At 67.1% G+C, this 15,347-nt stretch carries 15 protein-coding genes; 9 read left to right on the top strand and 6 right to left on the bottom strand.

Annotation, left to right across the window (positions count from 1 at the left end; translation table 11 throughout):
• Window positions 1–3,024: efflux RND transporter permease subunit (locus CGX12_RS16225; protein WP_254918321.1), on the top strand; the 3,024-nt coding region annotated here is incomplete at its 5' end.
• Window positions 3,025–3,156: 132 nt separating this feature from the next.
• On the opposite strand, the gene CGX12_RS16220 is transcribed toward CGX12_RS16225, so the two are convergent.
• Window positions 3,157–4,197 carry a PLP-dependent cysteine synthase family protein gene (locus CGX12_RS16220; RefSeq protein ID WP_094040891.1) on the bottom strand — a complete coding sequence of 347 codons (1,041 nt, stop codon included), beginning with the start codon at window positions 4,195–4,197 and terminating at the stop codon, window positions 3,157–3,159.
• Between the two features lie 122 nt (window positions 4,198–4,319).
• Here CGX12_RS16220 and CGX12_RS16215 point away from each other — a divergent pair, with 122 nt between their 5' ends.
• Complete coding sequence (locus CGX12_RS16215) at window positions 4,320–4,781, top strand: Lrp/AsnC family transcriptional regulator (protein WP_094040890.1); 462 nt, start codon at window positions 4,320–4,322, stop codon at window positions 4,779–4,781.
• Window positions 4,782–4,859: 78 nt separating this feature from the next.
• On the opposite strand, the gene CGX12_RS16210 is transcribed toward CGX12_RS16215, so the two are convergent.
• Complete coding sequence (locus CGX12_RS16210) at window positions 4,860–5,654, bottom strand: AraC family transcriptional regulator (RefSeq protein ID WP_094040889.1); 795 nt, start codon at window positions 5,652–5,654, stop codon at window positions 4,860–4,862.
• 74 nt (window positions 5,655–5,728) lie between these two features.
• Between CGX12_RS16210 and CGX12_RS16205 the strand changes: the two genes are divergently transcribed.
• Window positions 5,729–6,721, top strand: a complete 993-nt coding sequence (locus CGX12_RS16205) for a bile acid:sodium symporter family protein (protein WP_094040888.1) — start codon at window positions 5,729–5,731, stop codon at window positions 6,719–6,721.
• On the opposite strand, the gene CGX12_RS16200 is transcribed toward CGX12_RS16205, so the two are convergent.
• A complete protein-coding gene (locus CGX12_RS16200; RefSeq protein WP_176442095.1) occupies window positions 6,705–7,865 on the bottom strand; it encodes a Na/Pi symporter in 1,161 nt (386 codons plus the stop codon). The two genes, CGX12_RS16205 and CGX12_RS16200, sit on opposite strands and share 17 nt — an antisense overlap.
• A 162-nt stretch (window positions 7,866–8,027) precedes the next feature.
• Between CGX12_RS16200 and CGX12_RS16195 the strand changes: the two genes are divergently transcribed.
• From CGX12_RS16195 to cobO, 6 genes are all read left to right on the top strand, one after another.
• Window positions 8,028–9,254 carry an RNA polymerase sigma factor gene (locus CGX12_RS16195; RefSeq protein WP_094040886.1) on the top strand — a complete coding sequence of 409 codons (1,227 nt, stop codon included), beginning with the start codon at window positions 8,028–8,030 and terminating at the stop codon, window positions 9,252–9,254.
• A 94-nt stretch (window positions 9,255–9,348) separates the two neighbouring features.
• Entirely contained in the window at window positions 9,349–10,188 is an 840-nt protein-coding gene (locus tag CGX12_RS16190) for a YciI family protein (RefSeq protein WP_094040885.1), read from the top strand.
• A complete protein-coding gene (locus CGX12_RS16185; RefSeq protein ID WP_094040884.1) occupies window positions 10,185–10,553 on the top strand; it encodes a YciI family protein in 369 nt (122 codons plus the stop codon). The genes CGX12_RS16190 and CGX12_RS16185 overlap by 4 nt, the downstream gene beginning before the upstream one ends.
• 171 nt (window positions 10,554–10,724) lie before the next feature.
• Window positions 10,725–11,078 carry a DUF1428 domain-containing protein gene (locus CGX12_RS16180; RefSeq protein WP_094040883.1) on the top strand — a complete coding sequence of 118 codons (354 nt, stop codon included), beginning with the start codon at window positions 10,725–10,727 and terminating at the stop codon, window positions 11,076–11,078.
• Window positions 11,079–11,296: 218 nt separating this feature from the next.
• Window positions 11,297–12,844, top strand: coding sequence for a cobyric acid synthase (locus tag CGX12_RS16175; protein WP_254918320.1), 1,548 nt, complete (start codon window positions 11,297–11,299; stop codon window positions 12,842–12,844).
• Between the two features lie 4 nt (window positions 12,845–12,848).
• The gene (gene cobO / locus CGX12_RS16170) at window positions 12,849–13,466 is read left to right on the top strand and encodes a cob(I)yrinic acid a,c-diamide adenosyltransferase (RefSeq protein WP_094040882.1); all 618 of its coding nucleotides are present in this window, start codon (window positions 12,849–12,851) and stop codon (window positions 13,464–13,466) included.
• A gap of 130 nt (window positions 13,467–13,596) precedes the next feature.
• Here the strand turns inward: cobO and CGX12_RS16165 are convergent, their stop codons facing one another.
• From CGX12_RS16165 to CGX12_RS19940, 3 genes are all read right to left on the bottom strand, one after another.
• Window positions 13,597–14,091, bottom strand: a complete 495-nt coding sequence (locus CGX12_RS16165) for a GNAT family N-acetyltransferase (RefSeq protein ID WP_094040881.1) — start codon at window positions 14,089–14,091, stop codon at window positions 13,597–13,599.
• A 54-nt stretch (window positions 14,092–14,145) separates the two neighbouring features.
• Window positions 14,146–14,610, bottom strand: a complete 465-nt coding sequence (locus tag CGX12_RS16160) for an OsmC family protein (protein ID WP_094040880.1) — start codon at window positions 14,608–14,610, stop codon at window positions 14,146–14,148.
• Window positions 14,611–14,812: 202 nt separating this feature from the next.
• On the bottom strand, window positions 14,813–15,347 hold a 535-nt coding region (locus tag CGX12_RS19940), incomplete at its 5' end, for a nitroreductase family protein (RefSeq protein WP_217898195.1).

Genomic DNA, 15,347 nt, shown 5'->3' with positions numbered 1-15,347 from the left:
CGCGCCACCCTGATGGCGTTTGTCTTCCTGCTGCTGGGCGGCTACGGCGCCTACCAGGCGATCCCCAAGGAAGCCAACCCGGACGTGACCATTCCCATGATGTACGTGTCCATGGGGCTTGAGGGCATCAGCCCGGAAGACGCCGAGCGGCTGCTGGTGCGGCCCATGGAGCAGGAGCTGCGCACCCTGGTGGGCATCAAGAAGATGAGCTCCACCGCCGGCGAGGGCCACGCCTCCGTGATGCTGGAGTTCGACGCCGGCTTCGATCCCAAACAGGCACTGCAGGAGGTGCGCGAGAAGGTGGATTCGGCGCGCAGCAAGCTGCCGGACGAGGCTGACGAGCCGGTGGTGCACGAGATCAACGTGGCGCTGTTCCCGGTGCTGTCGGTGGCGCTGTCGGGGCCTTTGTCCGAGGCGGAGCTGGTGATCCTCGCCCGCCGCCTGAAGGAGGAGATCGAAGGCATTCCCGAGGTGCTGGAGGTGGACATCGGTGGCGACCGGGAAGACGTGCTGGAAATCCTGGTCGATCCCCAGGTGCTCGACAGCTACGGCATCGACTACAGCCAGCTGTTCAACCTGGTGTCGCGCAACAACCGGCTGGTGGCCGCCGGCAGCCTGGACACCGGCGCCGGCCGGCTGGCGGTGAAGGTACCGGGGGTGATCGAGAACCTGGACGACGTGCTCGGCCTGCCCATCAAGGTGGAGGGCGACCGGGTGGTCACCTTCGGCGACGTGGCCGTTATCCGCCGCGACTTCAAGGATCCCGCCGGCTTCGCCCGCATCAACGGCGAGCCCGGGGTGGTGCTGGAGGTGAGCAAGCGCGCCGGGGCCAATATCATCAACACCATCGCCCAGGTCAAGGCGCTGCTGGAGCAGGCCGGCCCGCTGCTGCCGGAGGGGGTGGAGGTCCACTACATCATGGATCAGTCGATCCAGATAGAAACCATGCTGTCGGACCTGCTCAACAACGTGCTCACCGCCGTGGTGCTGGTGCTTATCCTGATCGTCGCCACCATGGGCCTGCGCTCGGCGGTGATGGTGGGACTGACCATCCCCGGCGCCTTTCTCGCCGGCATCCTGGTGATCTGGGCCATCGGCTTCACCATGAACATCATAGTGCTGTTCTCGCTGATCCTGGTGGCCGGCATGCTGGTGGACGGCGCCATCGTGGTGTCGGAGCTGGCCGACCGCAACCTGCATGACGGCCAGTCTCCCGCCCAGGCCTGGGTGAACGCCGCCCACCGCATGAGCTGGCCGGTGATCGCCTCCACCGCCACCACCCTGGCGGTGTTCGTGCCGCTGCTGTTCTGGCCCGGGGTGGTGGGGGAGTTCATGAAGTACCTGCCCGCCACCGTTATCATCTGCCTGCTGGCCTCCCTGGCCATGGCGCTGGTGTTCCTGCCCACCATGGGCAGCGTGAGCCGGCACCGGCCCCGCTATACCCAGCCGGTGACCGTGCCCGGGCTCGAATTGTACCGGGCCGTGCTGAGCCGGCTGCTGCGCCGGCCCGGGCTGACCCTGGCCGGCACCCTGGCCATCATCGCGCTGATGTACGCCGCCTACGCCCGCTTCAACCACGGGGTGGAGTTCTTCCCCGATATCGAGCCGGACAGCGCCCAGTTGCAGGTGCGCGCCCGGGGCGATCTGTCGGTATACGAGAAGGACGCCATACTGCGCGAGGTGGAGCGCCGCCTGCAGGGGCTGACCGAGGTGAAGGCGCTCTATGCCCGCAGCTTCGCCATGCCAGACAACCAGATGGGCACCGATGTGATCGGGGTGCTGCAGTTCCAGTTTACCGACTGGCACCGGCGCCGCCCGGCCAGCGCCATCAAGGAGACCATGACCGGGCTGACCCGGGACATTCCCGGCGTGGTGCTGGAGTTTCGCGAGCAGCAGATGGGGCCGGGGGCGGGCAAGCCGGTGGAGCTGCGGGTGTCGGGCACCGATGAGCGCGCCCTGAGCGAGGCCACGGAGCGGATCCGTGCCGCCATGCTGGCCCTGGGCGGCTTTGCCGACATCGAGGATAACCGCACCCTGCCGGGCATCGAGTGGCGCATCCGGGTCGACCGGGAGGCCGCCGCCCGCCTGGGCGCCGACGTGCTGAGCGTGGGCAACGCGGTGCAACTGGTGACCAACGGCTTGAAGCTCGCCAGCTATCGCCCCGAGGACGCCACCGACGAGGTGGACATCCGGGTGCGGCTGCCCCAGAGCTGGCGCTCCCTCGATCAGTTCTCGCGCCTGAGCCTGAACACCCAGCGCGGCCAGGTGCCGCTCAGCCACTTCGTGACCCTGAGCCCGGCGCCCAAAATCGGCACCCTGCACCGGGTGGACGGGCGGCGCACCATCACCATCCAGGCGGACATCGCCGAGGGTTACCGGCTGGACGAACGCTTGGCGGCCCTGGCGGGCAGCGGCATCGAGCTGCCGGCCGGGGTCGGCCTGGTGGTGGCGGGGGAGGACGCGGATCAGCGCGAGGCGGCCCAATTCCTCACCACCGCCTTCCTGGTGGCGGTGTTCCTGATGACGCTGATCCTGGTCACCCAGTTCAACAGCCTGTACCAGACCGCCCTGGTGCTGTCGGCCATCGTCTTTTCCACCGCCGGGGTGCTGATGGGGCTCTTGCTCAACGGCCAGTCCTTCGGCATCGTCATGGTGGGCATGGGCATCATCGCCCTGGCCGGCATAGTGGTGAACAACAATATTGTACTGATCGACACCTACAACCAGCTGCGCGCCGAGGGCCTGCCGCCCTTCGAGGCGGCGCTGGAAACCGGCTGCTTGCGCCTGCGCCCGGTGCTGCTCACCGCCGTCACCACGGTACTGGGGCTGATGCCCATGGTACTGGGGGTGAACGTGGACCTGCTTGCCCCCAGCCTGGGACTGGGCGCGCCGTCCACCCAGTGGTGGACCCAGCTCTCCAGCGCCATCGCCGGCGGCCTGAGCTTCGCCACCCTGCTGACCCTGCTGCTCACCCCCTGCATGCTGGTCTTAAGGACAAGCTGGAAGTCGGAAGCTGGAAGCTAGAAGCTATGCGAATTGGAGGGGCGGTGTGGTACCTGTAAGCAAGATGTTGTTGTAGCTGTCGCTTTAGCCGGCAAGGCCTGTGAAACAGGCCTTATTCTCTTCCGGCTTCCAGCTTCCAGCTTCCGGCTTGGGTTAGCCCAGCTCCGCCAGCTGTTGCCGGTAGGGGGCGATATCGCCGATATGCTCCGCGACCCAGTCGGGGTGGTAGTAGGTGTCGAGATAGCGCTCGCCGCCGTCGCACATCAGTGTGACGATGGAACCCTGCTCGCCCGCCTCCTGCATGCGCCGGGCCAGTTGCAGCGCGCCCCACAGGTTGGTGCCGGTGGAGCCGCCGGCCTTGCGGCCGAGGATCTGTTCCAGCCAGTGGATGGTGGCGATGCTGGCGGCGTCCGGCACCTTGATCATCTCGTCGATCACCTCGGGCAGGAAGGAGGCTTCCACCCGTGGCCGGCCTATGCCCTCGATGCGGCCGCCGGCCTGGCTGGTGAGGCCGGGGTTGCCGGTGCGGTAACTGTCGTAGAACACCGAATGCTCCGGATCCACCACCACCAGCCGGCTGTCCAGCCCCAGGTAGCGGATATAGCGGCCCAGGGTGGCGGAGGTGCCGCCGGTGCCGGCGCTCATGACGATGGCCCTGGGCACCGGGTGGGGCTCTTCCGCCATCTGCCGGAAGATGCTTTCGGCGATATTGTTGTTGCCGCGCCAGTCGGTGGCCCGCTCGGCGTAGGTGAACTGATCCATATAATGGCCGCCGCTCTCCCGCGCCAGCCGCTCGGCTTCGGCATAGACCTCGCCCGCGTGACTCACGAAATGGCAGCGCCCGCCCAGCCGTTCCACCTGGGCGATTTTGCTGCGGGTGGTGTGGCGCGGCATCACGGCAGTGAAGGGCAGTTGCAACAAGCGGGCGAAGTAGGCCTCCGACACCGCCGTGCTGCCGGAGGACGCTTCCACCACCGGGGTGCCTTCACGGATTTTACCGCTGCAGATGGCGTGCAGGAACAGGGAGCGGGCCAGCCGGTGCTTGAGGCTGCCGGTGGGGTGGGTGCTCTCGTCCTTGAGGTAGATGTCGACGCCTTTGATACCGGGGATATCCAGCCGGTAGAGGTGGGTGTCGGAGGTGCGCAGCTGATCGCTGGAGAGGGTGCGCAGGGCGGTGCGGATCCAGTGGTTCATGGTCGGGTTCCCGGTGGTGGTGGGCGGGAATTATATCCCCGCTTTCAGGGAATAAATTTCCCTTATTTCCGCATTGGATGCTATTTTTTGGAAAATTTTTCTCCGTATTGAAGGTTTAGTAGATGGATGATTTCGACAGGCGGATCCTGGCCCTGTTGCAGCAGGACGCCACCCTGGCGCTGAAGGATCTGGCCGAGGCGGTGAATTTATCCACCACGCCCTGCTGGAAGCGGGTCAAGCGGCTGGAGGAAGAGGGCTATATCCGCGCCCGGGTGGCGCTGCTCGACGGCGAGCGGCTGGGGCTTGGGCTTTCGGTGTTTGTGCAGATCAAGACCCAGCACCACGACAGCCGCTGGCTGGCCCGCTTTGCCGAGACGGTGACCGCCTTCGAGGAGGTGGTGGAGTTCTACCGCATGTCCGGCGACTGGGACTATCTGCTGCGGGTGGTGGTGGCCGACATCAATGCCTATGACCGCTTCTACAAGAAGCTGATCACCAGCACCGAAGGGCTGTCGGACATCACCTCCAGCTTCGCCATGGAACAGATCAAGTACAGCACGGCGCTGCCGTTGGGTGGTGGCTAAAAAGCCGCCGACCAACCCTCTGGCGGATATTCGGGTTTTCGTCCTCCGCTGCTCCGGACCGGGCGGTGCTGACTGCCGTCAGCCTTGCTGCAGATAGTCGCCCGGGGTGCGGCCGAGCAGCGCCCGGAAGGCGGCGATAAAGGCGGACAGGCTGTCGTAACCGCAGGCCAGGGCCACGTCGGTGATGCGCTCGCCCTGCTCCAGCAGGGGCAGGGCGGCCAGCAGCCGGCAGCGCTGGCGCCACTGGCGAAAGCTCATGCCGGTATCCATCCTGAACGCCCGGCTCAGGGTCTTGTCGCTCAGCCCCAGCTGCGCGCTGAAATGACCCAGCGGCAGGGCACAGTCCGGTTGCGCCGCCAGTTGCCGGCACAGGGGTTGCAGCCGCGGATCCCGTGGCCAGGGCAGCAGCAGGGCGCGGCTCGGGGCGGCGGCCAACTGGTCGAGCAGCACCCGTACCAGCCGGCCCTCGGCACCGGCGTCGTCGTATTCCACCGGAAAGTGGCTGAAGGCGACGATCAGCTCCCGCAACAGGGGGCTGATGTCCAGTACCTGGCAGCCCCGGGCCGGCAGGGCATCGGCCGCGATATAGAGGCTGCGGATCCGGGTTTTGGATCCAAGCCGCACGCTATGCTCCAGGCCGGGCGGTATCCACACCGCCAGGCTGGGTGGCGCCAGGTAGCGGGCGTCGGTTGTTTCCACCGTGATCACGCCGCGCTCCGCGTAGGAAAGCTGCACCCAGGGATGGCGATGGGGGAGACCTATGGCCTGATTGGGTAGGGACTCTGTGTGGCCCAACACCGGGCGGGGCAGGGCTGGCAGCTGTTCCAACTGCTGTAACAACGCGCGGGCATTGTCCGTTGAAAGACACTTCATCTGCTTTTACCGACAAACTCCGGTTGGAGTTCAGGTTACAGTGTCGCCCTTATCGACTCAACCCGGAACCTGCCATGCTTGGTCATTTACGATTACTGTTCGACAATTTCACCCTGACGTTGCTGGCGGTGGTGGTGGCTGCCACCCTGCTGCCGGCCCGGGGCCAGGGCGCGCTCTTCTTCGAGGGGGTTACCGCCGCCGCCATCGCCCTGCTGTTTTTTATGCACGGCGCCAGGCTGTCGCGCCGGGCCATCATCGATGGCGCCACCCACTGGCGGCTGCACCTGCTGGTGTTCGGCTGTACCTTTATGCTGTTTCCGCTGCTGGGGCTGGCGCTCAGGCCCGTGTTGCTGCCGCTGCTGGGCGAGCCGCTTTACCTGGGCGTGTTGTTTTTGTGCCTGTTGCCGGGCACGGTACAGTCGGCCATCGCCTTTACCTCCCTGGCCGGGGGCAATGTGCCGGCGGCGGTGTGCAGCGCCTCGGCCTCGAGCCTGCTCGGCATCCTGCTTACGCCGGTGTTGGTGGGGCTGTTGCTCCAGGTGCAGGTGGACAGGGCGGCCGGCGCCACCCTGGAGGCCATCGGCGCCATCAGCCTGCAATTGCTGCTGCCCTTCGTGGCGGGCCAGCTGTTGCGGCCCCGTATCGGCCACTGGGTGGACCGTCGCCGGGCCCTGTTGGCACGGGTGGATCAGGGCTCCATCCTGCTGGTGGTCTACACCGCCTTCAGCGCGTCCGTGGTGGAGGGATTGTGGAATGCGGTGTCGCCCGCGCGGCTGGCGCTGCTCACCCTGGTGTGCTGCCTGCTGCTGGCCCTGGTGCTGTTGCTCACCGCCTGGCTGGGGCGGCGGCTGGGGTTTAACCGGGAAGACAGGATCACCATCGTCTTCGGCGGCTCCAAGAAAAGCATGGCCACGGGCGTGCCCATGGCCAAGGTGCTGTTCGCGGGATCCATGCTGGGCCCGGCGCTGCTGCCGCTGATGATCTTTCACCAGATCCAGCTGATGGCGTGCGCCGTGCTGGCCCGGCGCTACGCCCGCCGGGGCGAGGGGGTCAGAACAGCTGGCTGACGCCCACCATGGCCAGCGGCAGGGCGAAGAAGACGCCGCCGATATAGGCCAGCACATAGCCCTTGTTGCGCTGGGCCTGGTGGGCCAGGGTCTCGGCCATGCGCACCGGCACCTGGCGCAGGAAGGGCAGCAGGTAGATAAGGGCGATGGCCAGCAGGTTGAACAGCAGGTGCACCAGGGCGATTTGCAGCGCCACCAGGGCGGAGGCGCCGGTGATGGCGGTGGCGGCCAGCAGGGCGGTGATGGTGGTGCCCACGTTGCTGCCCAGGGTGAAGGCATAAACCTGTTTGAGCGAAAACACGCCGCTGCCGGCCAGGGGCACGATCAGCGAGGTGGTGGTGGAAGAGGATTGCACCAACACGGTGATCAGGGTGCCGGAGGCCATGCCGGACGCCGGGCCCCGGCCCACGGCGCTGTGCAGTATGTTCATGGCCCGGCCCACCATCAGGGTGCGCAGTATGCGGCCGATCTGGGTCACCACCAGCAGGATCAGGCCGATGCCCACCAGGATCAGCGCAACGCCCGACCAGATGCCCGGCAGCCAGCCGGTGGCGGTGTCCAGCATATTGCCCGCCGGTGCCAGCAGGGTCTTCATAAAGTTGAGGTTGCTCATGCTGACGCTGGCATCGCCCACCAGCAGGCCGGCCAGGTATTCGGAAGCGGTGGCCAGGGGACGGAACAGCAGCTCCAGGGGCAGCAGTATGGCCACCGCCAGGATGTTGAAGCTGTCGTGCACGGTGGCGGCGGAAAAGGCGCGGCGGAATTCCTCGCCGTTGCGGATATGGCCCAGGCTCACCAGGGTGCTGGTCAGCGAGGTGCCGATATTGGCGCCCATCACCATGGGAATGGCGATGGCGATGGGCAGGCCGCCGGCGACCATGCCGACGATGATGGAAGTGACGGTGCTGGAGCTCTGGATCAGCGCCGTGGCCACTACCCCGATGATCAGCGCGATGGCCGGGTTGGAGGCAAAGGCGAACAGCTCCTTGGCGTTGCTGCCGGTGGCGGCCTTGAAGCCGTCACCGATGGCGCCCACGGCGGCCAGCAGCACGTAGATCAGAAAGGCGACCAGCAGCCAGGACAGCCAGCTCGACTGGGCGCTGTTGTCTGCTGTTCCGGGAACGGCGGTGGATTCCAGGTTCATCATGCTTTCTCTCGGGCTTAAGTTGGCGCCACTATGCCGGGCGAATATGACGGTTTTATTACAATGCGACAGTTTTATGACCGTTGTGTTGCAGCTCGCCCACCCGGGCCGACCGCCTCGCCCTGGCCTACACTGAAGCGGTGTTTAACCTGCGAGGTGCCCATGCCCGCCAGCCATCTCCTTGACGACCTTTACCGCCAGCACTCCCGCCGGGTGTTGGCCACCCTGATCCGCCTGTTGGGCGACTTCGACCTGGCGGAAGAGGCCATGCAGGAGGCCTTCGCCGCCGCCCTGCAGCAATGGCCGCAGCAGGGCCGGCCCGAACAGCCCCTGGCCTGGCTGATCGCCACCGGCCGCCACAAGGGCATCGACCAGTTGCGGCGCCGGCAATGGCAGCAACGGCCGCCCGCCGAGGAGCCCGCGGTGCCGCCAGCGGACGAGGAGGCCGGCATCGACGACGATCTGCTGCGGCTTATCTTCACCTGCTGCCATCCGGCCCTGGCCACCGAAGCCCAGCTGGCCCTGACCCTGCGCGAAGTCTGCGGCCTGACCACCGAGCAGGTGGCCAGCGCCCTGTTGCAGCGACCGGCCACCCTGGCCCAGCGCATCGTGCGGGCCAAGCAGAAGATCCGCGAGGCGGCCATTCCCTACGAGGTGCCGGAAGCCGCCGCCCTGCCCGAGCGGTTGGCGGTGGTGCTGAAGGTGGTGTACCTGATGTTCAACGAGGGGTACTCCAGCAGCCAGGGGGAGCGGGTGCTGGATCCCGGTCTCTCGGCCGAGGCCATCCGCCTGGCCCGGCTGTTGGCGCAACTGCTGCCTGCCGGCGAGGTATTCGGCCTGCTGGCGCTGATGCTGCTGCACGATGCCCGCAGGCAGGCCCGGCAGGACGCCGCCGGCGACCTGGTCACCCTGGAAGAGCAGGACCGCAGCCTGTGGGACAGAGCCCAGATAGACGAAGGACTCGGCCTGCTGGCGCTGGCCTGGCGGCAACCGGCAGGGCCCTATGCCCTGCAGGCGGCCATCGCCGCCGAGCATGCCCGGAGCCCCCGCCCGCAGGATACCGACTGGCCGCGCATCGCCGAGCTGTACCAGGCGCTGTACCGGCTGCAGCCCTCGCCGGTGGTGGCCCTGAACCGGGCGGTGGCCCTGGCCATGGCCGATACCCCGGCGCGGGGACTGGCGTTGCTGGACGAACTCGGCGGCCACAAGGCCATCCAGGGGTACCACCTCTACCATGCGGCCCGGGCCGATCTCTACCGCCGGGCGGGGGATAACGCCGCCGCCCGGGCCGCCTACCGGCGCGCCCTGGATTTGTGCCGCCAGCAGCCGGAGCGCCGCTTCCTGGCCCGGCGGCTGCGGGAGCTGGACCCGTTATCCGAAAAAAACTGAAAAAAACTGAAAAAAAGTGGCTGTCCTTGTCGATTTGCCGTCGGCCCGCGCGACTTACTGATAACCACAAGCGAACCACCACGGGAGAACCACCATGAAATTCATCTTGATGCGCAAGGCCGACGCCGCCACCGAACAGGGCGTGATGCCCTCGGAAGAGCTGCTGCAGGCCATGGCGGACTACAACGAACGCCTGCTGCAGGCCGGGGTACTGGTGTCCGGCGAAGGGCTCAAGCCCAGCCGCGAAGGCTGCCGTATTTCCTTTCGCGACGGCGAGCCGACGGTAACGGACGGCCCCTTCGCCGAGACCAAGGAACTGCTGGCGGGCTTTTCGGTGCTGGAAGTGGCCTCCAAAGAAGAGGCGATCGCCTGGGCGCGGCAGTGGCCCCGGCTCGACGGCGACGTCACCCTGGAGCTGCGGCCCTACTACCAGTTGGAAGACTTTGCCCCGGGGGCGGCCATCGATAAGCACAGGGCCATGGGCGAGCGGATGGCCAAACTGCCGGCCGCCGTGGCCACCTACCTGATGTTCGACGGCCGCTGCCGGGAGGCCATGACCTTTTATGCGGAGCTGCTGGGCGGGCAACTGGAGATGATGCTGCCCTATGCCGACACCCCGGCGGCGGCCGAGATGCCGGCCGACTGCCAGCAACTTATCGCCCATGCCCGGCTGAACCTGGGCGGCCGCCTGCTGATGGCGAGCGACGCCGGCGGCGATGGCTACCAGCCGCCCCAGGGCGTGTCGATACACCTGGAGTTTCCGGATCCGGCCCGGGCCGAGCAGGTGTTCCGGGCCCTGGCCGAGGGCGGCCGGGAGCAGATGCCCTTTGCCGAAACCTTCTGGGCGCACCGCTTCGGCATGGCGACCGACCGCTTCGGCATCGGCTGGATGGTGAGCTGCGAGCAGGCCGGCGGCCAGGGGAGGCCATCATGAAATACCTGGCGCTGGTGTACTACCAGGAAAGCCTGATCGACGCCATGTCCGAACGGGAATGGCACTCTCTCAACCAGGAATGCATCCGTTGCGTGGAGCGGCTGAGCGAGCAGGGCCACTTCGTGGCCGGACAGGCCCTGCAGCCGGTGGCCAACGCCACCACGGTGCGGGTGCGCGACGGCGAGGTGCTGATCTCGGACGGTCCCTTCGCCGAAACCAAGGAGCAACTGGCGGGCTTCTACCTGCTGGAGGCCCGGGATCTGAACCAGGCGCTGCAACTGGCCGGCCGCATCCCTCCGGCCCGGCTGGGCAGCATAGAGCTGCGGCCGGTGCGAGAGCTGCCGCCCAAGGACCGACAAATATAGCCAGTCGAATGGTAGAACACGGGAAAGCAGCAACCGGGTGCCACTAAGCAGACCCTCCGCGCCAGGGAAGGCGCGGCGGAGCCCCCAGGGAGGGGTTTACGGCGTGTCTGCGTGTGGTATCCGGTCGATGCCGCAGCATTTGAAACGAATCATTGAGCGAGGAGCATTGAGATGAACTACGTAGACGGATTTGTGGCCGCCGTGCCCACCCGCAACAAGGAGATCTATATCCACCATGCCCGTACCGCCGCCGAGGTGTTCAAGGAGCACGGCGCCCTGCGGGTGGTGGAATGCTGGGGTGACGACGTCCCCCAGGGCGAGCTGACCTCCTTCCCGATGGCGGTGAAATGCCGGGAGGATGAAACCGTGGTGTTCTCCTGGATTATCTGGCCCTCCCGCGAGGTGCGCGACCAGGGCATGGCCCGGGTGATGGAAGACCCGCGGCTCACCCCCGAGGTCAACCCCATGCCCTTCGACGGCAAGCGGCTGATCTACGGCGGCTTCGCCATGGTAGTGGACGAATAGCCGTCTGGTCCCCGTGAAAGCGGGGATCAGGTTTCTCTCCGTATTGATAAATCAATCCAGGTACGTCGTCACCCCCGAAGTTTGTCAGTATGTCGTTCCCACCGGTACAATCCGGGGCTCAACCGAACCGCAGCAGGGAGCCGAGGCCGAGCAGGGCCTCTGCCCCTGGGTGGGGCATTGGCGCGCCAATGACGCTTTATCATTCAAGGAAAACTCCCATGCCGGACCCTCTCTCTTTACCTCCCGGGCCGGACGGCCGGGCCCTGACCCTGATGGTGCAGGGCACCGCCTCGGACGCGGGCAAGACCACCTTGGTGGCGGGGCTGGGCCGGCTGTTCGCCCGCCGCGGCATCAGGGTGGCGCCGTTCAAGCCCCAGAACATGGCGCTGAACAGCGCCGTTACCGTCGACGGCGGCGAAATCGGCCGTTCCCAGGCACTGCAGGCGGCGGCCTGTTTATTGGCGCCGCAAATCGACTTCAACCCCTTGCTGCTCAAGCCCGAGAGCGACACCCGCTCCCAGGTGATATTGCAGGGGCGGGCGCTGTCTTCGGTGGAGGCGAGCGAGCTGTTCGGCCCCGGCAGCCTCAACAAGAACAAGGCGCGGCTCTTCGCCGCCATCCTCGACTCCTACCGGCGGCTGTGCGGCCAACACCAGCTGGTGCTGGTGGAAGGGGCGGGCAGCCCGGCGGAGATCAACCTGCGCCAGGGCGATATCGCCAACATGGGCTTTGCCGAGGAGGTGGACTGCCCGGTGATACTGGTGGCGGACATCGACAAGGGCGGGGTCTTCGCCCAGCTGGTGGGCACCCTGGCGCTGCTGAGCGACTCCGAGCGCGCGCGCATCAAGGGTTTTGTGATCAACCGCTTTCGCGGCGATCTCCGCCTGCTGCAGGACGGCCTGACCATGCTGGAGCGGCTCACCGGCAAGCCGGTGCTGGGGGTGTTGCCCTATCTCACCGAGCTGCGGCTGGACGCCGAAGACGCCATCATGCGCACCGCCAGCCAGAGCCTTGAGTCCGAGCCGCTGCGGGTGCTGGCCTTGGTGCCACCGCGCATCAGCAACCACACCGACCTCGAGCCCCTGCGGGCGCATCCGGGGGTGGAACTGACCCTGGTGCACAGCAGCGAGGCGCCCGGCCGGCTGCCGCCGGCGGACTTGATTATCCTGCCCGGCAGCAAGGCGGTGCGCGCCGATCTGGCCTGGCTGCGCCGCCAGGGCTGGGACCAGGCCCTGGCGCGCCACCTGCGCTACGGCGGCAAGGTGCTCGGCATCTGCGGCGGCTACCAGATGCTGGGCCAGTGGGTAAAGGATCCGCTGGGCCTCGAAGGCGAGGCCGGCGAAAGCCGGGGCCTGGGTTATCTGCCGCTGGAGACCGAGTTAAAAGATCACAAGCAGCTGCGCAACGTTACCGGCACCCTGCAGCTGGCGGGCGGCCGGGCCCAGCTGCGAGGCTATGAAATCCACTGCGGCGAAAGCCGGCTGCTGGCGCCGGGCGAGCGGCCCTTCGAACTGGTCCGCGCCGGGGGCGAAACGGCGGCGGACGGCCTGCTGTCGGACGATGGCCAGGTGCTTGGCACCTATCTGCACGGCCTGTTCGACCACCCGGAGGCTTGCGACCGGCTGCTGGCCTGGGCCGGGATCCAGAGCGGCCGGCAGTCCCCGGACTGGGACGCCTTGCGCGAGCGGAGCCTGGAGCGGCTGGCGGATACCCTGGAACAACACCTCAACCTGGAGCTGCTACTGGCTTCGATACAACAAGGATAATGACATGAGCGAACAAGACGACCGCGAGCAGACCAAGGCCCGGCGCCACCGGGAGCGCCAGCAGCGGCTGAAGGAAAAGGTGGACGCCAAAATAGCCGCCGCCACCGAGGAGCGGGGCGTGCTGCTGGTGCTGACCGGCAACGGCAAGGGCAAGAGCACCGCCGGCTTCGGCACCGTGGCGCGGGCGGTGGGCCACGGCAAGCGGGCGGCGGTGGTGCAGTTTATCAAGGGGGCCTGGGAGTGCGGCGAGCGCAACCTGCTGGAGCCGGCGGGGGTGCCCTTCTTCGTGATGCGCACCGGCTTCACCTGGGAAACCCAGAACAAGGAGCAGGACATCGCCGCCGCCGAGCAGACCTGGGCCGACGCCGAGCGGCTGCTGGCCGATCCGGCCATCGATCTGGTGCTGCTGGACGAGCTGACCTACATGCTGAGCTACCACTACCTGGATCTGGAACGGGTGCTGAGCGCGCTGAAGCACCGCCCCGCCCACCAGCATGTGGTGATCACCGGCCGCGCCTGCCACCGCGCCCTTATCGAGCTGGCGGACACGGTGAGCGAAGTGCAGCCGGTCAAGCACGCCTTCGAGGCCGGCATCAAGGCCCAGCCGGGGTTTGATTACTGACAAGGCCCTCCGGAGCGCAGGCGGCCCGCCTGCCTTCCCGCGCAGCGGGAAATATGGCGGCCTATTCATGCGGGCGGGCCGCCCGCGCTCCAATGCTCGTCCTTGCCTCAACCTTGAACCATAGGGTGCACTACAGTTCCAGCTCCATGGCCCTGGGGGCGTCGCCGTAGCTGGCGCAGAGGTCGGCATTGCGCAGGGGCCGGAAGCCGAAGCGGGCCCAGAAGCCTTCGGAGCCCTGCACCGAGACCAGGCTGATGCGTGCGCACCCTTGTGCCCGGGCGCGGTCGAGCAGCGCCGCCACCAGCCCCTGGCGGTCAGCCCCCAGGCCATGGGCCCGGGGGCTGACCGCCAGGTCATGCAGGTACAGCCGGTCACAGGGGCCTGCTATCTCGTATTCCCGATGCAGGGCCGGCAGCCCGGCGTGGGGCCAGGGATGGCTCAGCAGGTAGCCGAGCAGGGCGCCGCCCCGCTCCCGGCATTGCAGGCAGGTGGCGGGGGAGGCGCGCCATTTGCTGCGCAGCACCGCTTCGCTTTCGGGTTCCACCTCCTGGTAGCACTCGGCCTGGAGCGCCAGTATCTGTGGCCAGGCGGCCTCGGTAATGGGTGCGATGGACAGTAACGACATGATTCCCCTTGATAAAAACGGACGATGGGCGCAATCGGCAACCGCCGGGCACGCTTATTCCCGGATTTCGGTCACCACCTCGCTCTTGACCGAGTTGGCAATAAAGCACAGTTGGTGGGATTGGTGATGCAACTGCTCCAGTGTTTGCCGGTCGGGCCGGGGCTCACCGGCAAAGAGCACTTTGGGCCTCAGGGTTACCCGGGTCATGGCGACCCTGCCGTCGGGGCCCTTTTCCATCAGCCCCACCGCCTCGTCGGTGTAGGCGTCGACCACCAGCCCCCGCTTGGCGGCGAGGGCGAGGAAGAACAGCATATGGCAGCTTGAGAGGGCGGCGACAAAGGCCTCTTCCGGATCCACATTGGCCGCCACCGAACAGGGCAGGGGTACCACCTGGGGCGAGGAAGAGGCGGGCACCCGGGCGCCGCCGTCGAACTGCCACCAGTGGCCCCGGCTGTATTGATTGTCGACGAAGGGCTGATCGCCCCGCTCCCAGCTTACCGTGGCGCCGTATTCGGACATCTCGCTCGCTCCCCTGTGCATGGTTGAAGGCGGCTGCTCCGGCTGAAGCGGGCAGCGTTCGGATCCATTCTGGTGACCGGACAAGAGAAAGGCAAGCGGCTTGAGCCAGACACGAAAGCCGGAGGGAACGGTTATCCGGACCTCACCGCGACCACGATTTGGTCTTACTGCCGGATGCATGATGGCGGGACAGCCTGGGCCATCAGGCGGGCTTTTCCATCACCTCGATCAGCGGGCGCCGGGGGCTGGCGGCCGGCGGGGTATGCGGGTAGCCCAGGCACAGCAGCAACTGGGCATGGCCGCCCCCGGTCAGGGGGCGCAGGCAGGGTCTCAGCCGGGCCACTTGGATCGGCTGGTTCAGGTAGGCGGCCTGCAACCCCTGCCGGCAGGCCACCAGCAGCATCCGTTGCAGGGCCTGGCCGGCCAGCAGCCAGTGGCGGGGATTGTCTTCATCGGTGCCCAGCACCGCCAGCAGCGGCGCGCTTTCGGCCAGGGTGCCGTTCCTGGCGGCCACGCCTTCGCCCAGGTTGAAGGCGCGTACCAGCAGCCGGGTCAGGGGCACGGCCAGGGTCGGTACACTCAGGCCGTCGCCCAGCCGCCTGGGATGCATCCAGGCGGCCAGTTCCCGCCGCCAGCGGGCATCGGCCCACTGGGCCGTGTCGCCCTCGGCGATCAGGCTGACCAGTTGCGCCCTGGCGCCGGATTCCGTCAGCGGGCGCAGCCAGGCACCCTCGGCG

Source organism: Zobellella denitrificans (assembly GCF_002237365.1).
Classification (GTDB): domain Bacteria; phylum Pseudomonadota; class Gammaproteobacteria; order Enterobacterales; family Aeromonadaceae; genus Oceanimonas; species Oceanimonas denitrificans.
The sequence above is the reverse complement of the archived record's forward strand: the minus strand, read 5'-3'. Positions and strand labels throughout refer to the sequence as shown.